A 22,496-nucleotide genomic window follows, 5' to 3' on the forward strand; every position below is an offset into this window, starting at 1 on the left:
AGTGCCGAGGGGGGACGGGGGTCGGTCAGCCCTCCGGACACAGCGCGCTGCAGGTGCGGAGCAGGTCGACGTGCCGTCGCTGCGCCAGTTCCGGCCTGGTCACGTCGCCTCCCCTCCTGTCGTCCACTGCCCGCAATGTCTACCAAACCGATCGGGTTTGACGTGATTGTTCCTCGGGATCTATCGTCCCGGCCAGGTCCTGAGTGCCAGCTCCCAGCCCCGGCTCGCTGGCTGGCAACCCTCCGCTGCGACGGGGTGCCCCGGGTGACGACCTGGCGGACGCCTGCCGCGCCCGCAAGTCCGCAGCCCTCCGGGGCCTCGAACGAGGAGCGCCGACCGTGAGCACCGCGAGCACCCGGACCCTCTCCGCCGACCTGGTCGGCCGGCTGACGGTCGACCTGCTCCGCACCGACAGCGCGCTCTGTCGCTGACGCATTCCCTCCCCCGGCCGGCTCCGGCCGGTCCCCCGCGGCCCCGCCCGCTGCTGCCCATCGCGCCCGCGCGGTGCCGGCGGCGCGCCCGCGCACCCCCACCCGCTCGTCCTCCTGGGAGCACCCGCATGTCCCGCACCCCCCTGCTCGGCGTCGAGCTGTCCGACGCCGGGGCCTCCCCCGCCGCCTGGCGGCTGCCCGCCGCCGAGCCGTCCCGGTGACCGCCGCACCCGGGCTCGCCGTCGTCGCGGTCCACCCCGACGACCCGCTCGCCGCACCGCTGTTCGCCGAGCTCCTGCACGAGTACGACAGCCGCTACGGCGACCTCTACGGCGGCGCCGCCGCCGAGCTCACCCGGTACCCGGCCGCGGAGTTCCTCCCCCCGGACGGCGAGCTGATCCTGCTGGTCGAGGACGGCGCCCCGGTCGCCGGCGGCGCCTACCGCCGGCACGCCGACCCTGGCACCGCCGAGGTGAAGCGGATGTGGACCGCCGCGGCGCACCGGCGCCGCGGCCTGGCCCGCCGGGTGCTCGCGGAGCTCGAGGCCCGCGCCGCCGCCCGCGGCTACACCCGCATGTACCTGACCACCGGCCCGCGCCAGCCCGAGGCCAAGGCGCTCTATCTGGCCGCCGGCTGGACACCGCTGTTCGACCCCGCCGTCCCCCGCCCCACCGACCTGGCCACCCTCCGCACCCTGCCCCCCGGCCGGCTCGGGTACGCCTTCGAGAAGTCCCTGGGAGACCCCGCATGACCACGCTCGTGCCGCGGCCCACCGCGGAGACCGCCGCCCCCCCGCCGTCCGGGACGCCCTACGACCAGCTCGAGGTCGTCCCGGCGCGGCACCCCGGCCGCTGGGTGGCCACCGCCGTCGTCGCCGTCCTGCTCGCGATGGTGGTCAACTCGCTGGTCACCAACCCGCGGTGGGAGTGGGACGTCGTCGCCGCCTACCTCACCGAGGAGTCGATCGTCCGGGGCGTCTGGACGACGATCCAGCTGACGCTGATCACCGCCGTCCTCGGCTTCGCCCTCGGCACCGTGCTGGCGCTCATGCGGCTGTCCCGCTCCCCGCTGCTGCAGGCGGTCAGCTGGGGCTACACCTGGGTGTTCCGCTCGGTGCCGCTGATCCTGCAGCTGCTGCTCTGGTACAACCTCGCCTACCTGTACCAGTCGCTGGACTTCGGCATCCCGTTCGGCCCGTCGTTCGCCAGCGTGGAGACGCTCTCGCTGATCGACAAGTTCGGCGCCGCGATCCTCGGCCTGGGCCTGCACCAGGCGGCGTACTCCGCCGAGATCGTCCGGGCCGGCATCCTCTCGGTCGACCAGGGCCAGCTGGAGGCGGCCGCCTCCCTCGGCATCCCGCGGCGCCGGCAGACCACCCGGATCGTGCTGCCGCAGGCGATGCGGTCGATCGTGCCGACGGCGGTCAACGAGGTGATCGGCCTGTTCAAGGGCACCTCGATCGTCTACGTGCTGGCCCTGGGCGAGCTCTTCTACACGGTGAGCGTCATCTACGGCCGCACGCAGCGGGTGCTGCCGATGCTCATCGTGGCGGCGGTCTGGTACGTCGTCCTGACCACGGTGGTCACCGTCGTCCAGTACCACGTCGAGCGCTACTACGCCCGCGGCGCCGTCCGCACCCTCCCGCCGACGCCGCTGCAGCGGCTGCGCGCCAACCTGACCGCGGGGCTGGCCCGGGTCCGTCCCAGCTCCGAGGTGACCCGGTGACCGCCGCCCCCCTGACCACCCGTCCCGGTCGCGTCGAGGTGCACGGCGTGCACAAGTCCTTCGGCGCGGTCGAGGTGCTGCACGGGGTCGACCTGGTCGTCGAGCCGGGCACCGTCACCGTCGTCCTCGGGCCGTCGGGGTCGGGCAAGTCGACGCTGCTGCGCAGCATCAACCACCTGGAGAAGGTCGACCGCGGCTTCGTCGCGCTCGACGGCGAGCTGGTCGGCTACCGCCGCCGCGCGCACCGGGACGGCGACCGGTTGCACGAGCTGCAGGAGAAGGACCTGTTGCGCCAGCGCACCCGGTTCGGCTTCGTGTTCCAGAACTTCAACCTGTTCCCGCACCTGACCGCGCTGGAGAACGTGGTGGAGGCGCCGGTGTCGGCGCAGGGTCGCCGGCGCGCTGAGGTCGAGACGGAGGCGCGCGAGCTGCTCGCCCGCGTGGGCCTGGCCGACCGGGCCGGCGCCTACCCCCGGCAGCTGTCCGGCGGGCAGCAGCAGCGGGTGGCCATCGCCCGCGCGCTGGCCATGCGGCCGGCCGTGCTGCTGTTCGACGAGCCCACCTCGGCACTGGACCCGGAGCTGGTCGGCGAGGTGCTCGGCGTCATCGAGGACCTCGCCCGCGACGGCACCACCATGGTCGTCGTCACCCACGAGATCGGCTTCGCCCGCAAGGCCGCCGACCAGGTGGTCTTCATGGACGACGGCCGCATCCTCGAGGCCGGTCCACCCGAGCAGGTGCTCGACGACCCGCAGCACGAACGGACCCGCGCCTTCCTCGCCAAGGTCCTCTGAAGGACCCCGGTGCGCCCCGCGCCTCGCACGCTCGGCGCGGGCCCCTGCACCGGGGCCGTTCCACCCGATCCCCCGGGCTCCGCATCCCGCGCCGTCCGTCGGTGGCGCGCGCCCGCGCGCCCTCCCCCAGGAAGAGAGAGACCCGTGACCGCCCGTACCCGACGAGCCCGCCTCGTCCCCGTCCTCGCCGCCGTGTCGCTACTGGCGCTCGGGGCCTGCAGCAGCTCCGCGGAGATCGAGGAGCAGGCCCGCGCCGACGAGGGCGGGGAGCGCACCGCACTGTCGGTCGACACCGGCCCCGAGCAGGACCGCATCCACACCACGCCCAGCGAGGAGGCGATCGCCCTGCTGCCCGAGGGCGCCTTCCCCGACGGCGTCCTGCGGGTCTCGGTGACCCAGGGCGCGGTCCCGCTGGCCTTCTTCGCCGACGACAACTCCACCGTGATCGGCAGCGAGACCGACATCGCCACCCTGGTCGCCGACGCGCTCGACCTCGACCTGGAGCTGGTCGTCAACGACTGGTCCAACTGGCCGCTGGCCACCCGGTCCGGCGAGGTCGACGCCACAATCTCCAACGTCACGGTGACCGAGGAGCGCAAGCAGCTGTTCGACTTCTCGTCCTACCGGGTCGACCAGCTCGGCTGGCTGGTCCGGGCCGACAGCGACCTGCAGGTCGACGAGGCCGCCGACATCGCCGGGGTCACCGTCGGCGTGGGCTCGGGCACCAACCAGGAGCAGATCCTGCTCGCCTGGGACCAGCAGAACCGGGACGCCGGGCTGGAGCCGGTGACCATCGACTACTACGAGTCCTACAACGACGCCGTCCTCGCGCTGCAGTCCGGCCGGCTGGACAGCTACTTCGGCCCCAACGCCATCGCTGCCTACAGCGCCGCGGTCTCCCCGGACGACGTCGCCGTGGCCGGCACGGTGAACGGCGGCTGGCCCGACACCGCCAACATCGCCGTCGCCACGGCCAAGGGCAACGGCCTGGCCGAGGCCTTCACCGCCGCGCTCAACTCCGCCATCGAGGACGGCACCTACCAGCAGGTCCTCGACCGCTGGGGCCTGGGTGCCGAGGCGATCGAGCGGTCCGAGACCAACCCGCCCGGCCTGAGCGCCTGAACCCCGCGAGGAGACCACCATGACCCGAACCCGAACCCGGACGGCCGCCGCGCTGGCCGTGTCGTCCGCCGTGTTCTTCTCCGCCTGCACCAGCTCAGCGGAGATCGAGGCCGACCAGCGCGCCGACACCGCCGCGGCCGCGTCCGAGGCCGGCGAGACCGCGCCGGCGCTGGAGGTGGACACCAGCCCCGAGCAGGCCGGCCGGGTCGCCACCGACGAGGACCCCGACGCCGCCGCGCTCGTGCCGGCCGACATCGCCGCGGACGGCACGCTCACCGTCGGCGTCGTCGGCACCGGCGAGCCGCCGCTGGGCTTCCTCGCCGACGACAACGCGACCGTCGTCGGCAGCGAGGTCGACATCGCCTCGCTGGTCGCGGACTCCCTCGGCCTCGAGCTCGAGGTGGTCAACGTGGCCTGGGAGCAGTGGCCGCTGGGCGTGCAGAGCGGGGACCTCGAGGCGGTGTTCAGCAACGTCGGCGTCAACAACGAGCGGCTGCAGCTGTTCGACTTCGCCACCTACCGCCAGGGCGTGATGGCGTTCACCGCGAAGCCCGGCAGCGGGCTGTCGATCACCGGCGCCGAGGACATCGCCGGCCTGACCGTGGCGGTCGGCTCGGGCACCAACCAGGAGCGGATCCTGCTGGACTGGAACGCCCGGAACGAGGCCGCCGGCCTGGAGCCCGCGCAGCTGGAGTACTACGCCAACGCCGCCGACGCGCTGCTGGCGCTGCAGTCGGGCCGCATCGACACCTACATCGGGCCGAACCCGAACGCCGTCTACCAGCAGTCCGTCGGGGACGTCGAGATCGTCGGCACGGTCAACGCCGGGTGGCCCGACACCACCTACGTCGCGGCCACCTCGCTCAAGGGCAACGGCCTGGTCGCCGCGTTCGAGGCGGCGCTGCAGCACGTGTTCGAGGACGGCACCTACGCGCAGACCCTCGAGCGGTGGGGCCTGTCCGACGAGGCCGTCGACGAGCCGGTGGTCAACCCGGCGGTCGGCTCCTGACCTCGGGCCGGTGCCGGCCGTGCGGCGTCAGCCGGGCGGCCGGCACCGGTCGAGGAACCCCAGGATCGCGTCGCTGACCAACTCGGCGCGGTCCTCGTGCAGGAGGTGCGACGCGCCGGGCACCTGCAGCTGCTCGACCCGCGGGAGCAGCGTCGCCAGCCACCGGCTGAGTGCCCGCACGACGGTGGGGCTCCGGGCGCCGGTGAGCAGCAGGGTGGGCGCGCGGACCCCGCGGACGGCCGACTCGGGCAGCGGCGGGAAGCCGGCCCGCAGGGCGGCCGACAGCGTGCTCGCGTTGTCCCGCATCTGCTGCCGGCGGTCCTCCGTCAGCCTGCCGAACGCCTCCCGGCCCAGCACGCCCCGCGCGAAGGCCTGCCACGCGCGCTCGGGATCGCCCCGCCGCCGGGCCCAGGCCATCGGAGCGAAGGTGCGCAGGCCGAAGGCGAGGACCGCGAGCGTGGCGCCCGGGTGCCGGAGCAGGCTGCGCGCGAGCACCCTGGGGTCCGGGCGGGAGCCGGCGCCGAGCACCAGAGGCAGCAGCGGCGGTTCCTCGAGGACCAGGCTGCGGACGGCGTCCGGGTGCTCGATCGCGGTGAGCAGGCAGATGAACGCGCCCCAGGAGTTGCCGACCAGGTGGGCCGGCGCCGCGTCGAGCTCGCGGAGGAGGGCGACCAGGTCGTCGACGTGGACCGGCATCGGATCGGCGGCTCCCGGCGGGACGTCGGAGTTGGGCCGGGCGAACCGGCGGCTGTAGGCGATCGCCCGGTACCGCGCGGCGACCGGTCCCAGCTGCCCGGACCAGGTCCGCAGGTCGCTGATCCCGCCGTGCACGAAGACGACCGGCTCGCCCTCCCCGCGCTGCCGGTAGGCCAGCGGCACCCCGTCGACCACCACGCGCTCGACCTCGGGGAAGCCCGGGCCGTCGTCCGTCCCGGTGGTCGCCATCGCGCGCTCCGCTCGTCCGGTCGGTGGTCAGCGCGGGTGCTCTGCGGGTGTTCCTCGTGCACTGCCGGTCCTGCCGGACCGGCAGTGCACGAGTTCGACCGGCAACGCCGGCAGTGACCGGCCTCAGCGGGCCCGCGGGGGCACCGGCGGGAGGCCCAGGTGGTCGCGCAGCGTCGTCCCGGTGTAGTCCGCGCGGAAGACGCCGCGCTCCTGCAGCAGCGGCACCACCCGGTCGACGAACGGGTCCAGCCCGCCCGGCGTGATGTGCGGGACGAGGATGTAGCCGTCCGCGGCGTCGGACTGCACCAGGTCGTCGATCGCCGCGGCCACCGTGGCGGGCGAACCGATGAAGGACTGGCGGCTCTGCACCTCGATCATCAGCTCGCGGATGGAGTAGCCCTTCTCGGCGGCGAGCTCCCGCCACTGCCGCGCGGTGGCCAGCGGGTCGCGGTGCATGCGCACCTGCGCGCGCCCCTGGGCGACGTGCGACTCGCCCACCACCGGATCCACCTCGGGCAGCGGTCCGTCGGGGTCGTAGGCGGACAGGTCGCGGTTCCACACCTGCTCGAGGAACCGGATCGCCGTCTGCCCGGACACCTGCTGCCGGCGCACCTCGTGCGCGAGCTCCGCGGCCTCGGCGTCGGTGTCCCCGATGGCGAAGGTGGCCGCCGGCAGGATGAGCAGCTCCTCGCGGCTGCGGCCGTAGCGCGCCAGCCGGCCCTTGACGTCGGCGTAGAAGGCCTGCCCCGCCTCCTTGGTGGCGTGCCGGCTGAAGATCGCGTCCGCGCTGGACGCGGCGAACTCCCGGCCCTCCTCGGAGTCGCCGGCCTGGAAGACCACCGGCCGGCCCTGCGGGCTGCGCGGCACGTCGAAGCGCCCGGCGATGTCGAAGTGCGCGTCCCGGTGGGCGAACCGGCCGGCCTGCGGGTCGCCCAGGAAGACCCCGCGCTCCTTGTCGGCGACCACCTCGTCGCCCCGCCAGGTGTCGGCCAGCTCCAGCACCGTCTGCAGGAACGTGCGGGCCCGCTCGTAGCGCTGGTCCTGCGGCAGGAACCCGCCGCGCCGGAAGTTCTCGCCGGTGAAGGCGTCCCAGGAGGTGACCACGTTCCACGCGGCCCGGCCGCCGGAGAGGTGGTCGAGGGTGGCGAACTGGCGGGCCACCTCGTAGGGCTCGTTGAACGTCGAGTTGATCGTCCCGGTGAGCCCCAGCCGGTCGGTCACCGCGGCGAGGGCCGCCAGCACGGTGAAGGTGTCCGGCCGGCCGACGACGTCGAGGTCGTAGATCAACCCGTTCTGCTCCCGCAGCCGCAGGCCCTCGGCGAGGAACAGGAAGTCGAACCTCCCCCGCTCGGCGGCCAGCGCGAACCGCACGAACGACGAGAACTCGATGTGGCTGCCGGCCTCCGGGTCGCTCCAGACGGTGGTGTTGTTGACCCCCGGGAAGTGTGCCGCCAGGTGGATCTGCTTGGTCATCGTGGATCTCCTCAGACCGGGGCGTAGCGGTTGGCGGGCCGGGGCAGGCCCAGCAGGCCGCGCAGCGTGGTCGCCTCGTACGCGGTCCGGAACAGGCCGCGCCGCTGCAGCTCCGGCACCAGGCCCTCGGTGACCTGCACCAGGTCGTGCGGCAGGGCGGCCGGGCGGAGCCGGAAGCCGGTCAGGCCGGCCTGGGACCACTCGGTGAGCAGGTCGGCCAGCTGGGCCGGCGTCCCGGCGAACACCCGCGCGTCGCTGACGTACTCGCTGCCCGCGGCCTCGTCCAGCCGCCGCCGGCGCGCGGCCGCGGCCTCCGGTGTCGCGTCGAGGAACGCCACGAGGTCGCCGAAGACGTGCACGGTCTCCTCGGCCCGGCCGGCCAGCGCCTGCGCGGCGCGGATCTCTCCGACGATCGCCGCGGCGTCCACGGCGTCCCCCGGGGTCACGTACCCGACGTCGGCGCTGCGGGCCACGAGCTCGTACGGGATCGTCTGGTGGGCCAGGGCCGAGACGATCGGCTGGCCCTGCGGCGGCCGCGGCGTGATCGAGGGGCCCTTCACCGAGAACCACCGGCCGGTGAAGTCGATGTAGTGCAGCTTGTCCCGGTCGACGAAGCGGCCGGTGGCGGCGTCCCGGATCTCGGCGTGGTCCTCCCAGCTGTCCCACAGCCGGCGGACCACCTCGATCCAGTCGGCGGCCTCGTCGAACAGCTCCCGCAGCGCCGCCTGGACGGCGGGGTCGTGCCGGTCGACGCTGCGCAGCTCGGGCAGGGTGCGCCGGCCGAAGTGCGCCGCCTCGGCCGGGCTGGTGGAGACCCGCACCCGGACCCCGGCCCGGCCGGTGCTCACGTGGTCGAGGGTGGCGATCGCCTTGGAGAGGTGGAAGGGCTCGGTGTGCGTGACGACGGCGGTGGGCACCAGGCCGATCGCCGCGGTGACGGGGGCGACCCGCGCGGCGACCTGCACGGCGTCCAGCCGGCCGCGCACCTGGTCGGTGCGGTCGTCGGGCCCCTCCCGGTCGGTCGACTGCAGCGACAGCGCGTCCTCGAAGGTGACCAGGTCCAGCAGCCCGCGCTGGGCCTCCTGCACGAGGTCGACCCAGTAGCCGGCCGTGAACAGCTCGGCCGGGCGGGCGTCCGGCTCGCGCCACGCGGCGGGGTGCCAGCCGGCGCCGTCCAGCGCGACGGCCAGGTGCAGGTGGGTCACGACCGGCGCTCCAGGGAGACCTGCTCGCCGGCCTCGACCGCCACGGGCAGGGTGCGCAGGGGCTGGTCGGGGTGCCGCGGCCGGACGGCGGTGGTCATGGTCAGTGCACCTCCGAGAGCTTGCCGGTGGCCACGTCGAAGACGAAGCCACGGACGCTGTCCTCCACCGGGATGAAACGGGCTGTCGAGGATCCGCTGCCGCTGGGTCCGGACGTCCTCCGCCAGCTCGGCGAACGCCTCGGCGTGCCAGTGCGGCCGGGTGCCCACCTCCTGCTCGATCGACACGCGGAAGTCCTCGTCGGTGAAGGTCAGCATCCCGCAGTCGGTGTGGTGGACGAGCACGATCTCCCGCGTACCCAGCAGCCGCCGGCTGATCGCCGGCGAGCGGATCTCGTCGTCGGTGACGGTCATCGGGGTTCCCCTCCTGGGTCAGGTCCGGGACGAACCGGCCGAGCGGGACCGGAAGTCGCCGCGGCCGGTGTCGCCCTTCCAGTCGGCGAAGGACTCGCCGGTGAGCTCCTCGAGCAGGGCGATGTCGTCGAGCAGCGGGCCGAGCACCTCGCGGCGGACCTCGACCGGCATGTCCGGCCGCGGCGCCCGCCCCGCGTGCAGCGCCGCGATCAGCGGGCGGCTGACCTGCCGCCACACCTGCGGCGGGGCGTAGGCGCCCAGCGCCGCCCCGACCCGCGCGACCCGGGCCAGCGCCCGGTACCGCGGGGTGTCGGCGACGTAGGGCTTGACGTTCTCGGGGGCCACGGTGTGGGCGATCCCCGGCTCCACGCCGAGGAAGGTGCTGACCCGGTCCAGCGTCTCCCGCGGGGTGTCGACCAGCTGCCGGTAGCGCAGCAGGAACACCTGCTCGCGCGGCACCGAGCGGTACAGGTCGCGCAGCTGCTCGCCGTAGCGGCCCAGCCCGCGGTAGTGCCAGAACGGCGCCCAGCCGTCGGCGACCCGCTGCTCCTCGGCCCGGACGGCGGTGAGGAAGTCGGCCACCGGCTCCAGCCCGTCGGCCCGCAGGTGCACCCAGTTCGACCAGGCGCGGTCCACCGGGTCGCGGACGACCACCACGACCTTGACGTCGGGGACGTCCGCGGCGAGCCGTTCCTGCGCGCCCCGGTCGTAGAGGTAGAACGGCGTGCTCTCCCCGCGGACGGCGTCCTCCGGGGCGGCGGCGAACAGCGCCAGGTAGTCCTCCCGGCGCCAGATCCACTCCCGGGCGCTGTGCGCGTCCCCGGGACCGCGCTGCCCGCTGCGCGGCGGGGGCCGGCCGTCGGTCAGGTAGTACTTCGGCTCCTTGACCGGGGACAGGTACAGCCCCGGGTGCGTGGCCAGCGCGGCGTGCAGGGCCGTCGTCCCCGCCTTGGGCGCGCCGGCGATGACGAACTGCGGCAGTCGGCCGCTCATGCGGATCCCCTCCTGGATCGGTGTGCACACTGGGCGGCGTCCCCACCGCCCGAGACCGGAGCCGCCGCGTGCCCGAGAACCCCTCCCGCCACCCCGACCCGCAGCGGTTCTGGGCCGACGCCGAGGTGGCGGTGGCTCCCGAGGACGCCCGCCCGGGCTCGTCGGCCGGCGGCCCGTCGGCGCAGCTGGTCGACGGGACGTGGTGGCTGGCCTACCGGCTGCGGCGGCCGCTCGGCGAGGGCCGGGGCTTCGCCAACGTCGTCGCCCGCTCCGACGACGGCGTGCGGTTCACCCCCGTGGTGGGGATCGGCAAGGACGCGTTCGGCGCCGAGTCGCTCGAGCGCCCTGCCCTGGTGCACACGCCCGACGGCCGCTGGCGGCTCTACGTCAGCTGCGCGACCCCGGGCACCAAGCACTGGCGGGTCGACCTGCTGGAGGCCGGCACCGTCGAGGACCTGGGGACGGCGACCCCGCGCACGGTGCTGCCGGGCAGCGACGCCGAGGCGGTCAAGGACCCGGTGGTCCGGCACGACGGGCGGCGGTGGCACCTGTGGGCCAGCGTCCACCCGCTCGACGACCCGCTGGCCACCGATCGCATGACCACCGAGCACGCGACCAGCGACGACGGCGTCGCCTGGACCTGGCAGGGCACCGCCCTGGCCGGCACGCCGGGCAGCTGGGACGCCCGCGGCGTGCGGTTCACCGCCGTCGCCCTGGACGGCGCCGGGACCTGGGCGCTCTACGACGGACGGGCCACGGCGGAGGAGAACTGGGAGGAGCGCACCGGGCTCGCGGTGGCCGACGGGGACGGCCGCTTCACCGCCGTCCCCGGTGGCCCGCTGCTGCAGAGCCCGCACCCGCCGGGCGGGCTGCGCTACGCCGACGCGGTGGCCGTCCCCGGCGGCGGCGTCCGCTGGTTCTACGAGGCGACCCGCGCCGACGGCGCCCACGAGCTGCGCACGGTGCTGCTGCCGGGCTGACACGGTCAGTGCCCCGCCGGCCCGCAGCCGGCGCCGCGCGTGACCGCCCGGAGGTCGGCGCCGGCCGGCCCGGGCAGCGGGCGCGGGTCGTCGGCCGGCTGCCAGCGGCCGTCCCGGACGACGTACTCGGCCGCCGGCCCGTCGGCGAGGAACGCGGCCAGGCCGTCGAGCAGCCGGTCGACGTCGGCCGCCGTGGTGGCCACGCCGACGCTGGCCCGCAACGCCCCCTCGGGCACGCCGAGCCGGGCGAGCAGCGGGTGGGCGCAGAACCGGCCGTCCCGGACGCCGACGCCGTGCTCGGCCGACAGGACGGCCGCCACCAGCCCGGGGTCGGCGCCCTCGACGGTGAAGCCCACCACGCCGGTGGGCGTGACCGAGTCGGGCCAGATCCGCAGCCGGCGCACGCCGGGCAGCGCGTCCAGGCCGGCCTCCAGCCGGGCTCGCAGCGCCCGCTCGTGGGCCTCGAGCGCCTCCTCCGGCAGCGCGGCGAGGGCGTCGCACGCCGCCGCCAGCGCCACCGCGCCGAGCACGTTGGGGGAGCCGCCCTCGTGCCGGTGCGGCGCCGCGGCCCAGGTCGCCGCCTCCACGGTCACCGTGTGCACCGCTCCCCCGCCGGCGAGGTGCGCGGGGGCGGCGTCCAGCCAGTCGCGGCGACCCACGAGCGCCCCGGTTCCGTACGGCGCGTAGAGCTTGTGCCCCGAGAACGCGACGTAGTCGGCGCCGGTGGCGGTCAGGGAGAAGCGGCGGTGCGGCACCAGCTGGGCGCCGTCGACGGCCACCCGGGCCCCGGCCGCGTGCGCCAGCTCCACGACGTCGGCCACCGGGAGCGCCTCCCCGGTGACGTTGGAGGCGCCGGTGACCGCGACCAGGGCGTACCGCCGCGCGGCGAGCTCACCGGCCAGCGCCCGCAGGGTCGCCGTGACCGTCGCGCCGGTGGGCAGGACGGTCGTGGTCGTGCGGCGCTGCCACGGCAGCAGGTCAGCGTGGTGCTCGCAGTCGAGCACCAGCACCCGCTCCCCCGTCGGCACGCAGCCGGCGAGCAGGTTCAGCGCGTCGGTGGTGTTCCGCGTCAGCACGCAGACGTCGTCGGGCCGGGCGCCGACGAAGGCGGCCACCGTGTCCCGCGCCGACTCGTAGAGCGCCGTCGACACCTGGGACAGGTAGCCCGCGCCCCGGTGCACGCTCGCGTACAGCGGCAGCGCCTCGGCCACCCGGTCGGCCACGGCGACCAGCGCCGGCGTGCTCGCCGCGGTGTCGAGGTCGGCGTAGCGCAGCCGGCCGGACGGCACGAGCGGCACCTCGGTGTCCGCGCCGACGACCGGCAGCAGCGGCCGCTCCGGGGCCGCGGGGACGTCGACGACGGGACGGGACAGGACGGCGCCGGTCACGCAGGCCTCCTCGGTTCGGGGACCCGCCTCGGGTCCGCGCTTGCGGGCGCCGGTCAGCACCCGCCTGGTCGTCACCCGGGGCACCCCATCGCGGAGGAAGGGTTGCCGGCCAGCGAGCCGGGGCTTGTCGCTGGCGCTCTTGACCTGACCGGGAGCGTGGCACGCCGGCCGCATTGTCGTCAAACCCGATCGGGATGGTAGAGATATGACCGTGCCCGTCCTCCCCGTCCCGACCGCCGCCGCGCCGCGGCTGGTCCGTCGGGTGCACGTGGACCTGGGCCGCGTCTGGTCGGCCCGCTGTCGCTGACGGCGCCCCCGTCCGATCCCCCTCCGGCCGCCGTCCCGCGCGGCCGCTCATCCCTGCGAGGACCCCCGTGCCGATCGAGTTCCTGGGCATCGCCGCCACCAACGACGGATCCGAGACCACCCCGCGCTCCGGGCCGAGCTTCGACAAGCAGTTCACCCTGCGACTCGGCCGCGCGCACGAGGACTGGGGCTGGGACCGCGTGCTGTTCGCCTACGGCTCCGGTGCTCCGGAGCCCTCGGCCGCCGCTGCCTACCTGCTCTCCCACACCGAGCGGCTGCAGGTGCTGCTGGCCCACCGGCCCAACGTCAGCTACCCGACCTTCGCCGCGAAGACCTTCGCCACCCTCGACCAGATCGGCGACGGCCGGCTGACCGTGCACTTCATCACCGGCGGCACCGACCGGGAGCAGCAGCGCGAGGGCGACTACCTGACCAAGGACCAGCGCTACGGCCGCACCCGCGAGTACATCCAGATCGTCAAGAAGGCCTGGACCTCGCGCGAGCCGTTCGACTGGGACGGCGAGCACTACCGGTTCGCCGACTTCGTCAGCGACACCTTCCCGGTGCAGCAGCCCCGGCCCGACGTCTCCTTCGGCGGCTCCTCGGCGGCCGCCTACGCCGCCGGGGGCGCCGAGGCCGACGTCTACGCGCTGTGGGGCGAGCCGCTGGCGGAGACCGCGGCCCAGATCGAGCGGGTGCACGCCGCCGCCCGGGCCGCCGGGCGCACCACGCTGCCGCGCATCCAGGTCGCCTTCCGGCCGATCATCGCCCCCACCGAGGAACTGGCCTGGGAGAAGGCGTACCGCACCGTCGACCGGATCACCGCCCGCACCGGCGGGGGGCTGCAGCCGCTGTCGCGGCGCCACCCGCTCACCGGCCCGGAGAACACCGGCTCCCAGCGACTGCTGGAGATCGCCGAGCGCGGCGAGCGGTTCGACCGCGCGCTGTGGACGCCGACGGCGCGGGCCACCGGCGGCGCGGGCAACTCCAACGCGCTGGTCGGCACCCCGGAGACGGTGGCGCAGGCGCTGCTGGACTACGTCGACCTCGGCGTCGACATCATCTCGATGCGCGGCTACGACCTGCTCGGCGACGCCATCGACGTCGGCCGGTACGTGCTGCCGATCGTGCGCGAGGAGGTCGCCAAGCGCGACGCGGCCCGGGCGACCCCGGCGACGGGAGCCCGGTGAGCACCGTCGCGGTCGTCGGCAACCCCAAGCCGCACTCCCGCACCCGCGCCGCGGCCGAGCTCGTCGTCGAGCGGCTGACCGGCGCCCCGGCCGACCGGGTGGTCGACGTCGTCGAGCTCGGCGCCGGGCTGCTCGGCTGGGGCGACCCGGCCGTCGAGGAGGCGGTCGCCGCGGTGCGGACGGCTGAGGTCGCCGTCGTCGCCAGCCCCACCTACAAGGCCACCTACACCGGCCTGCTCAAGCTGTTCCTCGACCAGATCGGCACCGGCGACCTCGCTGGGGTGGTGGCGGTGCCGCTCATGCTGGGCGGCGGGCCGGCGCACGCGCTCGCGCCCGAGCTGCTGCTCAAACCGGTGCTCGTCGAGCTCGGCGCCACCGCGCCCACCCGCGGGCTGTACCTGCTGGACAAGACGTGGGACGACCCCGCGCCGCTGGACGCCTGGCTGACCGCCGCGCGGCCGCAGGTGGACGCCGCCCGCACCGCCCGGCGCGGCTGACGTGGCGGTCTCCCGGCCCGGGCTCACCCGTCGCGTCGCCGTGGACCTGCTGCGGGTGGCCAGCGCGCGATGTCGGCGCCGCTGACGACCGCCCACTCTCCCCGCAGACCCCGAAGGACCTCGTCATGACCCGTTCCCTGCTGTCCTCTGCCCTGTCCGCCGACCCCACCGTCCGCCGCACCGGCGCGGCCGGGCTCGCCGCGGCCCTCGCCGCGGTCGAGCACCGGTGGTCCCCGCTGGTCGAGTTCCGCGCCGAGCACCGCTGGACGCACCTGCTCGACCCCGGCTTCGCCGCCGACGCCCTCGACCCCGCCCTGCACGCCGACCTCGCCGAGGCCCAGGTGTGGCTGCTGTCCTGGCTGCCCGGCCAGGGCACCGACCTGCACGACCACGGCGGCTCCTCCGGGGCCTTCGCGGTCGTCCGCGGCACGCTGGCGGAGGAGGTCGGAGCGCTGCCGGAGGCCCGGCAGCTCGCGCCCGGCCGGGTGCGCCCGTTCGGGCCGCACCACGTGCACCGGGTGGCCAACCGCGCGCCGGAACCGGCGGTGAGCGTGCACGTCTACAGCCCGCGGCTGACCGTCATGAACACCTACCGGGCCGACCGGGGCGGGCTGATCCGCACCGGCACCGAGCGGGCCGGCGTCGACTGGTGACCGCACCCGGAGACGCCGACGGGCCGTGCCCCCCGGAAGGGGAGCACGGCCCGTCGTTCGTGTGGCCCCGTCCGGGAGCCCGCCCTGAGCTCGCGAAGGGTGGGCAGGGCGGGGTCCTCCTCTACGCCGGCTGCGGCACCCGGTTGTCGAACAGCGCGATCGCCGCGGCGGTGTTGGACGCCGGCACGAAGTAGTGCGAGTGCACCTTCTTCACCTGGGCGTTCATCGCACCGCGCATGATCAGCCACATGATCATCTCGATGCCCTCGGACCCGGCCTCGCGGATGTAGTCCTCGCGGGAGAGCGCGGTCAGCTTCTCCGGGTCCTTCTCGATGGCCTCGAGGAACATGTGGTCGAACTCGGGGTTGATGTAGCCCGCCCGCGACCCGGCCAGCTGGTGGGACATCCCGCCGGTGCCCAGGATCGCGACCTTGACGTCCTCGGGGTAGCTGCGGATGGCCCGGCCGAGCGCCTGCCCCAGCGCGTAGCAGCGGGCCGCCGTGGGCTGCGGGTACTGGATGACGTTGACCAGCAGCGGGATCACCGGGCAGGGCCAGGCCTCGCCCGGGTCCGGCGTCCACACCGACAGCGGCACGGTGAACCCGTGGTCGACATCGAGCTCCTGGAACACGGTGAGGTCGAAGCCGTCGTCCACCAGGCTCTCGAGCAGGTGCAGCGACAGCTCCGGGTCGCCCACGACGTCGGGCACCGGGCGCTTGCCGAAGCCCTCGTCGGCCACCTCGTACCGCTCGGCGGTGCCGATCCCGAAGGTCGGCACGATGTCGAGGTCGACGCCGTTGGCGTGGTCGTTGTAGACGACGATCGCCACGTCGGGCTTGTGCTCGGCGAGCCACTCCCGCGCCGGGGCGTAGCCGTCGAACAGGCCCTTCCAGTTCGGGTCCTCGGTCTTGCCGCGGTCCATCGCGGCCCCGATGGAGGGGACGTGCGAGGTCGCCAGACCCCAGATCACCTCAGCCACGTCGTCCTCCTGCCCGCATCGCCGCCACGAACTCCTCCTCGGTCATGCCGCTGAAGACGCCACCGAGGTACTGCATCGACCGGCCGTCCATCATGGCCAGCTTGTAGACGTAGAAGATGCTGCCGCCCAGGTCGATCATCCGCTGCCAGTCCCGGTCGAGGACGGCCTGCTTCTGCTCCGGGGTCAGCGTGAACTCGTCGCAGTAGGCGGCCTCGTCGGCCAGGAACCGCTCCCGTGCCTCGGCCGAGCGCAGGCTCATGAACAGCTTGTTCATGCGGAAACCGCGCCGGCTGGTCTGTCCGTCGAAGACCGGCGTCCCCGGCAGGTCGAACCTGCCGATCGGGGTGTCAGTGCTCATCGCTGCCCTTCCGTTCCTCGCCGGTGAGGTGCTCGTGGTCGTCCAGCCACTCCCACAGCGGTCGCGGATGCGGGCTGGTCCTGGTGCGGCCGCACCAGCACGTCCCGAGCATCTCACCGTCGTACTGGCGGAAGGTGATGCGCAGCTGGCGGGTGGGCGGGCTCTGACCGGTGGCGGTGGTCATGCCTTCTCCTGCGGGTGCTGAGCCAGCGCCTCGACGTGCACGTCGAGCCACGGGGACATGGGCAGGGACACCAGGGCATCGTGCAGCGCCGCGGCGTCGGGCGCCTCGTACAGCCCGATGGTGGCGTTGCGCCCGGGCACCCGCCACAGCCGCTTGAGGGTGCCCGCGGCGCGCAGCTCCATGGCGCGAGCCCGCTCGGCGGTCCGCAGCTCCTCCCGCCGCTCGGCCGGCGTCTCGGCGGGCAGGCGGTTCTCGGAGCGGACGAGGAACTCCACGGTGGTCTCCTGGGGGTGGGTCGGGTGGGTGGGGACCGCGATCAGCGGGCGAGCTCGAGCAGGACGTCGGCCAGCGCCTTGGGGGCGGTGACCATCGCCTCGTGGCCGGTGTCGAGCTCGTGCACCGGCCAGCCGCGCTCGCGCGCCCGCTCGCCCTGGGCCTGGAAGACCCGCATCCAGGTCACGCACTCGACGAACGCGGCGGGCACAGTGTCCACGGCGCCGGTGAGGTCGAGCCGGTCGAGGTAGGTCTTCCACGGGTGCGGCGTCAGCTTCGGGGTCAGCCAGTCGACGTCGGCCTGCTCGGTGACGCCGAGGACCGAGAGCTTGCGCACCGGCACCAGCCAGCCGAAGCCCTGCTCGGCCGCCGACTCGGCCCAGTGGTGCTCCACCTGCTCGGGCAGCAGGTCCCGCGCGGCCTCGCCGTCGTCGCCGACGAAGGCGTCGAGGTAGACCCGCTTGGCGATCGCCTCGGGCCGCCGGTCGGCGACCGCGGTGACGATCTGCCCGGCGTAGCTGTGCCCGACCAGCACGACGTCGCGCAGGGCGAAGGTGTCGATCAGCCGGACGACGTCCTCCACGTGGGTGTCCAACCCCACCAGCGGGGACAGCAGGTGCGCGCGCTCGGACAGCCCGGTCAGCGTGGGGGCGTGGACCTCGTGGCCGGCGCCGCGGAGCAGCGGGGCCACCCGGTCCCAGCACCAGCCGCCGTGCCAGGCCCCGTGGACGAGGACGAAGGTCGCCATCGTGCCGGCCCTCAGGCCTGACCGGCCGGCTGCGGCGCGGCGGCGGCGGGGCGGACGGGGCGCGCCGGGCGGGCCGGGGCCTCGCCGCGGGCGGCCGCCTCGGCCTTGGCCATCTTCTCCAGCAGGCGGCGGCCGCGGATGCCGGCGACGTCGGAGCGGATCGAGGACTCGATCATGCCCGGGTCGGTGGCGACCATCTTCTCCTGGATCTCGAGGGCGTCGACGTCCTCCTTCATGACCGCCAACTGCTGCTTGAGCTGGAAGTCCGACAGCTCCTGGTCGTCGATCTTGTAGTCGCGGCCCAGGGCGAAGAAGTCGTGCGTGGTGGTCTCGGTCTCCGGCGTCATGCCGTAGATGACCTTCATGTGGAAGCCCTCGGGCTCCTCGGTGCCGGTCGGCGCGATCCGGATGTTGAGGATGAAGATGCCCGGCGCGTAGAAGTCGCCGTCCTGCCAGCGGTCGATGTTGGTCGTCACGCCCATCGAGGACCGGTAGAAGGGCGGGGCCTCGATGTCGATCATGTGCCGGACGAAGGAGACCTTGTTGCCCTCGCCGATCACGTCGATCGGGGTGGCGGCGACCGCGGCGTTGCCGATCGAGGTCGGGTGCAGGAACGTCTCGTGGGTCAGGTCGAGCAGGTTCTCCACGAGCAGCACCTGGCGGCCCTTGAGCCCGACCGAGCCCTGCACGTGGGTCCAGTTCGGGTCCTCGAGCCAGGAGACGTCCGGGATGTCGTCGGGGTCGGCCTTGTCCGCGTCACCCGGCCAGATCCAGACGATGCCGTAGCGCTCCACGACCGGGAACCGGTGCACCGTGGCGCCCTTGGGCATGTCCGGCTGCTCGGCGACCCCGACGCACTGGCCCGATCCGTCGATCTTGTAGCCGTGGTAGTTGCAGGTGATGACGTCGTCGTCCAGCTGCCCCAGCGACAGCGGGTAGCGGCGGTGCGGGCAGCGGTCCTCGATCGCGTTGGCGGTGCCGTCCGACAGCCGGTAGAAGCACACCGGCCGGCCGCAGATCCAGCGCTGCATGAGCGTGCGGCCGACCTCGTCGGACCAGGCGCCGATGTACCAGCCGTTCAGGACGATGGGGTTGGCTGCCACGGGTACTCCTCGGTGGGTGTTCGGTTCGGGTTCAGGCCGGGCGGGAGGGATCAGAGGTCGAGCACGAGGCGCGGCCCCCGGCACCGCGACACACAGATCATCATCACGTCGCCCGCGGCGCGCTCGTCGTCGTCGAGCAGGGAGTCACGGTGGTCGGGCTCGCCCTCGAGGACGGCGGTCTCGCAGGTGCCGCAGATGCCCTCGGCGCACGAGGACAGGACCGGGACGCCGGCGTTCTCGACGGCCTCCAGGACGGTGAGCTCCGGCGGCACCTCGACGGTGATGCCCGAGCGCTGCAGGACCACCTCGAAGGCGGTGTCCTCGCCGTCGGCGACGACGGGGGCGGCGGTGAACCGCTCGACGTGCAGGGCGCCGGGGCCCCACGGGCGGCAGGCGGCCTCGACCGCTTCGAGCAGCGGTGCGGGGCCGCAGCAGTAGACGAGGGTGTCGGCGGCCGGCGTCCCGAGGACGGTGGCCAGCGGCAGCAGCCCGACCTCGTCCTGCGGGTGCAGGGTGACCCGGTCGCCGTGCGCGGCCAGCTCGGCGAGGAAGGCCATGGAGGCGCGGGTGCGGCCGCCGTAGTGCAGCTCCCAGTCGGCGCCGGCCGCCTCGGCCGCGCGGATCATCGGCAGCAGCGGGGTGATGCCGATGCCGCCGGCCACGAAGACGTAGCGGGCCGCGGGCAGCAGCGGGAAGTTGTTGCGCGGGCCGCGCACCCGCAGCGTGTCGCCGACGGCGAGCTCGTCGGCGATCCAGCGCGAGCCGCCGCGGCTCTCCGGCTCCCGCAGGACGCCGATCCGCCAGGTGCCGGTCTCCGCCGGGTCGCCGCACAGCGAGTACTGGCGGGTCAGGCCGCCCGGCAGCTCCACGTCGATGTGCGCCCCGGGCGCCCAGGCGGGCAGCTGCTCCCCCGCCGGCAGGGCGAGGTCGAGACCCACGACCCCGTCGGCCTCGTCGCGGCGGGCCGCGACGACGACCTCGGCGGTCCAGTCCGACGACGTCCGGGTGGCTGCGCTCCGGTCGAGGACGGACGTCACGGGTGGGCCTCCAGCGGGCTCTCGCGGCACGGCGCAGCCGGGTGACCACGCTCACGCCCACCGTAAGGAGCGCCCCGACCTGCGGGGATCGGCGCTAGGTCGGCTCTGGAACGGCCGTGACAGCGCCCCCCGGCTACGTCATCCGTCCTACGGACCCCGGGCGGGGCGTCGCTCAGGCCGGTGGCGGGATGAGCCCCTCGCGGATCGCCAGCAGCGCGGCCTGGGTGCGGCTGGACAGCTGCAGCTTGCTCAGCACGTTGCTGACGTGGGTGCGGGCGGTGCGCTCGCTGATCACCAGCCGGTCGGCGATGTCCCGGTTGGAGTGCCCCTGTGCCACCAGGGTGAGGATCTCCCGCTCGCGCGTGGTGAGCGAGGTCAGGCCGGTCTGCGGCGCGGCCATCCGGCGGGCCAGCTGCCGGGCGACGGCCGAGTCCAGGTGCACCTCGCCGGCCGCGGCGGCGGTGATCGCGGTGGCCACCTCCGCGGGGTCGGCGTCCTTGAGCACGTAGCCGGCGGCACCGGCCGCCAGCGCGGCGTGCACCCGCTCGACCTCCCCGAAGCTGGTGAGGACGACGACCTTCACCTGCGGGTGCGCCCGCACGATCGCGGCGGTGGCCGCGACGCCGTCCATGCGCGGCATCTGCAGGTCCATGAGGACGACGTCGGGCAGCGGCTGCCCGGTGGTGTGCCACTGGTGCAGCAGCTCGACGGCCTGCTGGCCGTCACCGGCCTCCCCCAGCACCTGCAGCGTCGGGATGCCGGCCACGTAGGCCTGCACGCCCCGGCGGACGATCGCATGATCGTCGACGAGCAGGACGCCGATGACCCCGGCCGCCGGCGCGGCGTCGGTCGGTCCGGTGCTCATCGGCTCCTCCCCTCGCCGCCCGGCGCGGGCAGCGTCACCTCCACGCGCCAGCCGCCGAACGGGCGGGGCCCGGCGGCCAGCCGCCCGCCCCAGCGCTCGGCGCGCTCGCGCATCGACACCAGCCCCAGCCTCCCCGACCCCGGCGCCGGCTCCCCCGGCTCCCCGTCGGGCAGCGCGCCGCAGCCGTTGTCGGTGACCTCGACGACCAGCCCGCCGCCGGTGGCCGGCCGCCGGATGCGCACGCCGGCCTCGGTGGCGTGCGCGTGCTTCACGACGTTGTGCAGCGCCTCCTGCACGATCCGGTAGAGGTCCTCCTGCACCTCCACGTCGACGTCGAGGTCGAGGTCGCCGGGCGCCTCGACGTCGACCAGCAGCCCGGTGCGGGCCTCGACGCCGGCGGCGTGCGCGCAGACCGCCTCGACCAGGCCGTTCTCCGCGAGGTCCAGCGGCCGCAGCTCGAAGACCAGCCCGCGCAGGTCGGCCAGCGCTCTGGCCGACAGCGCCGCGAGCTCCTCGGCGCCGCTGCGCACGACCGCCGGGTCGGCGCCGGCCTGGTCGAGGTGGGTACGCAGCGCCTCGGCCTGCATGCGCATCGAGAACACCTGCTGGACGACGGAGTCGTGCAGGTCCCGCGCCAGCCGGCGGCGCTCGTCGGACTGCGCCCGCGACCGGGTCTGGGCGAGCAGCGCGGCGGTGTCGATGGCCACCGCCGCGGAGTCGGCCATCGCCTCGAGGAAGGCCAGCGAACTGGCCCCGGGGTCCTCCCCCGGCTCGTAGTAGGCGTTGATGATGCCCAGCGCCCGGCCGCGCACGACCATCGGCATCGAGACGAAGCTGTCCCAGTCCGGGCGGCCCATGATCTCGTGCAGCGGCCCCCACGTCGGGTCGGCCATGATCACCGGCTTGCGGTGCAGGCTGACGATCGGCTCCCGGCGCTGCAACGCCTCCATGAACAGCACCCGGGCGCCCAGGGCACGGGCGGCGGCGAGCTTCTCCGCGAAGTCCTCGGCGTCGCCGAAGCCGGCCATGCCCAGCAGCCGCAGCTCGTCGCGGGGGTCGTCGAGGGCGAGGATCTGGACGGCGGCGATGGTCGCGGTCATGGCGATCTCGCGGGCCACGGCGTCGAGGGTGGCGCGCAGGGAGTAGGCGTCGGCGACGCTGGACGCCGCCCGGGTGATCGCGGTCAGCCGCTCCTGCTGGCGCACGCGGTCGGTGACGTCGCTGAACCACACCGCCCAGCGGGAGGGCCCCACCGGCAGCACCCGGTACTCGAGCTCCCGGCGGCTGCCGCCCGGCGCGGCCCAGCTGGTCCGCCGCAGGTCCGCGGCGTCGGGGTCCCCGGCCGGCGGCTCGAAGGGCACGGTGGCGCCGACCAGCTCGGCGGCCGGCGAGCCGAGGACCGCGGCGGCGGCGGCGTTGAGGCCGAGCAGCCGGCCGGCGTCGTCCACCAGGGCCAGGCCGTCGGCGGAGACGCCCACCAGGGCGCGCAGCACCGGGTCCTCGCCGATGCCGGGGGGCCACACCGCACCGGCCGCGGCATCCACCTGACTGCGCACTCCCGCCCCGTCCCGCCCGTCGTCCCCGGCGCCCTCGCCCCGGGTCGACGTGCGTCCGCACGCTACTCCCGGGCGCACCGCGGCCGCGGAGCCGATCTCCCCCGCCCACCGCCCCGGACGACGGCGCGCCGGCCGGGAACCGCGGAGGTCCCGGCCGGCGGCCCCGTCCCGGGTCCCGCCCGAGCTTGCGAGGGGTGGGGAGGACGGGGTCGGCCGTGGCACCTGGCCCCGTCCCGAGTCCCGCGCCGAGCTTGCGAGGGGTGGGGAGGACG

24 protein-coding genes, 1 pseudogene and 2 riboswitches are annotated in these 22,496 nt (G+C 74.8%); of the genes and pseudogenes, 10 read left to right on the forward strand and 15 right to left on the reverse strand.

Features of this window, described 5'->3' with window-relative positions:
• Positions 1-195: 195 nt before the first annotated feature.
• Positions 196-307, forward strand: a riboswitch (SAM riboswitch).
• 341 nt (positions 308-648) lie between these two features.
• From ACI79D_RS09340 to ACI79D_RS09360, 5 genes are all read left to right on the forward strand, one after another.
• Positions 649-1,182, forward strand: coding sequence for a GNAT family N-acetyltransferase (locus ACI79D_RS09340; RefSeq protein WP_456918093.1), 534 nt, complete (start codon positions 649-651; stop codon positions 1,180-1,182).
• Entirely contained in the window at positions 1,179-2,156 is a 978-nt protein-coding gene (locus ACI79D_RS09345) for an amino acid ABC transporter permease (RefSeq protein ID WP_456918094.1), read from the forward strand. Before ACI79D_RS09340 ends, ACI79D_RS09345 begins: the two co-directional genes overlap by 4 nt.
• Complete coding sequence (locus ACI79D_RS09350) at positions 2,153-2,950, forward strand: amino acid ABC transporter ATP-binding protein (RefSeq protein WP_456918095.1); 798 nt, start codon at positions 2,153-2,155, stop codon at positions 2,948-2,950. The genes ACI79D_RS09345 and ACI79D_RS09350 overlap by 4 nt, the downstream gene beginning before the upstream one ends.
• 144 nt (positions 2,951-3,094) lie before the next feature.
• The gene (locus ACI79D_RS09355) at positions 3,095-4,072 is read left to right on the forward strand and encodes an ABC transporter substrate-binding protein (RefSeq protein WP_456918096.1); all 978 of its coding nucleotides are present in this window, start codon (positions 3,095-3,097) and stop codon (positions 4,070-4,072) included.
• A gap of 19 nt (positions 4,073-4,091) precedes the next feature.
• Positions 4,092-5,081 carry an ABC transporter substrate-binding protein gene (locus tag ACI79D_RS09360; RefSeq protein WP_456918097.1) on the forward strand — a complete coding sequence of 330 codons (990 nt, stop codon included), beginning with the start codon at positions 4,092-4,094 and terminating at the stop codon, positions 5,079-5,081.
• A gap of 27 nt (positions 5,082-5,108) precedes the next feature.
• Here the strand turns inward: ACI79D_RS09360 and ACI79D_RS09365 are convergent, their stop codons facing one another.
• The 5 genes from ACI79D_RS09365 to ACI79D_RS09385 all read right to left on the reverse strand — a co-directional run bounded on the left by ACI79D_RS09365 (position 5,109) and on the right by ACI79D_RS09385 (position 10,107).
• Positions 5,109-6,026 carry an alpha/beta fold hydrolase gene (locus ACI79D_RS09365; protein WP_456918098.1) on the reverse strand — a complete coding sequence of 306 codons (918 nt, stop codon included), beginning with the start codon at positions 6,024-6,026 and terminating at the stop codon, positions 5,109-5,111.
• A 123-nt stretch (positions 6,027-6,149) separates the two neighbouring features.
• Entirely contained in the window at positions 6,150-7,499 is a 1,350-nt protein-coding gene (locus ACI79D_RS09370) for an NtaA/DmoA family FMN-dependent monooxygenase (protein ID WP_456918099.1), read from the reverse strand.
• An 11-nt stretch (positions 7,500-7,510) separates the two neighbouring features.
• The gene (locus ACI79D_RS09375; protein WP_456918100.1) at positions 7,511-8,704 is read right to left on the reverse strand and encodes an LLM class flavin-dependent oxidoreductase; all 1,194 of its coding nucleotides are present in this window, start codon (positions 8,702-8,704) and stop codon (positions 7,511-7,513) included.
• A complete protein-coding gene (locus tag ACI79D_RS09380; protein WP_456918101.1) occupies positions 8,701-9,114 on the reverse strand; it encodes a hypothetical protein in 414 nt (137 codons plus the stop codon). Before ACI79D_RS09380 ends, ACI79D_RS09375 begins: the two co-directional genes overlap by 4 nt.
• Positions 9,115-9,132: 18 nt before the next feature.
• The gene (locus ACI79D_RS09385; RefSeq protein ID WP_456918102.1) at positions 9,133-10,107 is read right to left on the reverse strand and encodes a sulfotransferase; all 975 of its coding nucleotides are present in this window, start codon (positions 10,105-10,107) and stop codon (positions 9,133-9,135) included.
• Between the two features lie 68 nt (positions 10,108-10,175).
• Here ACI79D_RS09385 and ACI79D_RS09390 point away from each other — a divergent pair, with 68 nt between their 5' ends.
• Positions 10,176-11,087: a hypothetical protein gene (locus tag ACI79D_RS09390; protein ID WP_456918103.1), complete on the forward strand. Its 912-nt coding sequence runs from the start codon at positions 10,176-10,178 to the stop codon at positions 11,085-11,087.
• A gap of 5 nt (positions 11,088-11,092) precedes the next feature.
• Here the strand turns inward: ACI79D_RS09390 and ACI79D_RS09395 are convergent, their stop codons facing one another.
• On the reverse strand, positions 11,093-12,475 hold the full coding sequence (locus tag ACI79D_RS09395; protein ID WP_456918104.1) for an aminotransferase class V-fold PLP-dependent enzyme: 1,383 nt from the start codon (positions 12,473-12,475) through the stop codon (positions 11,093-11,095).
• 31 nt (positions 12,476-12,506) lie between these two features.
• A riboswitch (SAM riboswitch) is annotated at positions 12,507-12,620 on the reverse strand.
• Positions 12,621-12,849: 229 nt separating this feature from the next.
• Here ACI79D_RS09395 and ACI79D_RS09400 point away from each other — a divergent pair.
• Genes ACI79D_RS09400 through ACI79D_RS09415 form a run of 4 tightly spaced genes read left to right on the forward strand, consistent with a single transcriptional unit; the run spans position 12,850 to position 15,121 of the window.
• Positions 12,850-13,971: an LLM class flavin-dependent oxidoreductase gene (locus ACI79D_RS09400; RefSeq protein WP_456918105.1), complete on the forward strand. Its 1,122-nt coding sequence runs from the start codon at positions 12,850-12,852 to the stop codon at positions 13,969-13,971.
• Positions 13,968-14,468: an NADPH-dependent FMN reductase gene (locus ACI79D_RS09405; protein WP_456918106.1), complete on the forward strand. Its 501-nt coding sequence runs from the start codon at positions 13,968-13,970 to the stop codon at positions 14,466-14,468. Before ACI79D_RS09400 ends, ACI79D_RS09405 begins: the two co-directional genes overlap by 4 nt.
• Before the next feature lies 1 nt (position 14,469).
• Positions 14,470-14,553, forward strand: coding sequence for a putative leader peptide (locus tag ACI79D_RS09410; RefSeq protein ID WP_456918162.1), 84 nt, complete (start codon positions 14,470-14,472; stop codon positions 14,551-14,553).
• 40 nt (positions 14,554-14,593) lie between these two features.
• Positions 14,594-15,121, forward strand: a complete 528-nt coding sequence (locus tag ACI79D_RS09415) for a cysteine dioxygenase (protein ID WP_456918107.1) — start codon at positions 14,594-14,596, stop codon at positions 15,119-15,121.
• Positions 15,122-15,242: 121 nt separating this feature from the next.
• Here the strand turns inward: ACI79D_RS09415 and ACI79D_RS09420 are convergent, their stop codons facing one another.
• The 9 genes and pseudogenes from ACI79D_RS09420 to ACI79D_RS09460 all read right to left on the reverse strand — a co-directional run bounded on the left by ACI79D_RS09420 (position 15,243) and on the right by ACI79D_RS09460 (position 22,212).
• Positions 15,243-16,100: a class III extradiol dioxygenase subunit beta gene (locus ACI79D_RS09420; RefSeq protein ID WP_456918108.1), complete on the reverse strand. Its 858-nt coding sequence runs from the start codon at positions 16,098-16,100 to the stop codon at positions 15,243-15,245.
• The gene (ligA, locus tag ACI79D_RS09425) at positions 16,093-16,458 is read right to left on the reverse strand and encodes a protocatechuate 4,5-dioxygenase subunit alpha (RefSeq protein ID WP_456918109.1); all 366 of its coding nucleotides are present in this window, start codon (positions 16,456-16,458) and stop codon (positions 16,093-16,095) included. Before ligA ends, ACI79D_RS09420 begins: the two co-directional genes overlap by 8 nt.
• Positions 16,448-16,642 (reverse strand): hypothetical protein, encoded by a 195-nt coding sequence (locus tag ACI79D_RS09430; RefSeq protein ID WP_456918110.1) that lies wholly within the window; start codon positions 16,640-16,642, stop codon positions 16,448-16,450. Before ACI79D_RS09430 ends, ligA begins: the two co-directional genes overlap by 11 nt.
• Positions 16,639-16,917 (reverse strand): muconolactone Delta-isomerase family protein, encoded by a 279-nt coding sequence (locus tag ACI79D_RS09435; RefSeq protein WP_456918111.1) that lies wholly within the window; start codon positions 16,915-16,917, stop codon positions 16,639-16,641. Before ACI79D_RS09435 ends, ACI79D_RS09430 begins: the two co-directional genes overlap by 4 nt.
• Before the next feature lie 41 nt (positions 16,918-16,958).
• Positions 16,959-17,663: an alpha/beta hydrolase gene (locus tag ACI79D_RS09440; protein WP_456918112.1), complete on the reverse strand. Its 705-nt coding sequence runs from the start codon at positions 17,661-17,663 to the stop codon at positions 16,959-16,961.
• Positions 17,664-17,674: 11 nt separating this feature from the next.
• The gene (locus ACI79D_RS09445) at positions 17,675-18,766 is read right to left on the reverse strand and encodes a Rieske 2Fe-2S domain-containing protein (protein WP_456918113.1); all 1,092 of its coding nucleotides are present in this window, start codon (positions 18,764-18,766) and stop codon (positions 17,675-17,677) included.
• Between the two features lie 50 nt (positions 18,767-18,816).
• Positions 18,817-19,809: pseudogene (locus tag ACI79D_RS09450) on the reverse strand (PDR/VanB family oxidoreductase); the annotation flags it as partial.
• 166 nt (positions 19,810-19,975) lie between these two features.
• Positions 19,976-20,668: a response regulator gene (locus ACI79D_RS09455; protein ID WP_456918114.1), complete on the reverse strand. Its 693-nt coding sequence runs from the start codon at positions 20,666-20,668 to the stop codon at positions 19,976-19,978.
• Positions 20,665-22,212 (reverse strand): histidine kinase, encoded by a 1,548-nt coding sequence (locus tag ACI79D_RS09460; protein WP_456918115.1) that lies wholly within the window; start codon positions 22,210-22,212, stop codon positions 20,665-20,667. Before ACI79D_RS09460 ends, ACI79D_RS09455 begins: the two co-directional genes overlap by 4 nt.
• Positions 22,213-22,496 lie beyond the last annotated feature (284 nt).

This window comes from Geodermatophilus sp. SYSU D00708 (assembly GCF_054050115.1).

What these genes read in the sequence shown, in the direction of transcription:
- ACI79D_RS09345 (WP_456918094.1), top strand. Translation starts at nt 1,179, where the DNA reads ATGACCACGCTCGTGCCGCGGCCCACCGCGGAGACCGCCGCCCCCCCG.
- ACI79D_RS09360 (WP_456918097.1), top strand. Translation starts at nt 4,092, where the DNA reads ATGACCCGAACCCGAACCCGGACGGCCGCCGCGCTGGCCGTGTCGTCC.
- ACI79D_RS09365 (WP_456918098.1), bottom strand. Translation starts at nt 6,026, where the DNA reads ATGGCGACCACCGGGACGGACGACGGCCCGGGCTTCCCCGAGGTCGAG.
- ACI79D_RS09370 (WP_456918099.1), bottom strand. Translation starts at nt 7,499, where the DNA reads ATGACCAAGCAGATCCACCTGGCGGCACACTTCCCGGGGGTCAACAAC.
- ACI79D_RS09380 (WP_456918101.1), bottom strand. Translation starts at nt 9,114, where the DNA reads ATGACCGTCACCGACGACGAGATCCGCTCGCCGGCGATCAGCCGGCGG.
- ACI79D_RS09385 (WP_456918102.1), bottom strand. Translation starts at nt 10,107, where the DNA reads ATGAGCGGCCGACTGCCGCAGTTCGTCATCGCCGGCGCGCCCAAGGCG.
- ACI79D_RS09415 (WP_456918107.1), top strand. Translation starts at nt 14,594, where the DNA reads ATGACCCGTTCCCTGCTGTCCTCTGCCCTGTCCGCCGACCCCACCGTC.
- ligA (WP_456918109.1), bottom strand. Translation starts at nt 16,458, where the DNA reads ATGAGCACTGACACCCCGATCGGCAGGTTCGACCTGCCGGGGACGCCG.
- ACI79D_RS09430 (WP_456918110.1), bottom strand. Translation starts at nt 16,642, where the DNA reads ATGACCACCGCCACCGGTCAGAGCCCGCCCACCCGCCAGCTGCGCATC.
- ACI79D_RS09440 (WP_456918112.1), bottom strand. Translation starts at nt 17,663, where the DNA reads ATGGCGACCTTCGTCCTCGTCCACGGGGCCTGGCACGGCGGCTGGTGC.
- ACI79D_RS09455 (WP_456918114.1), bottom strand. Translation starts at nt 20,668, where the DNA reads ATGAGCACCGGACCGACCGACGCCGCGCCGGCGGCCGGGGTCATCGGC.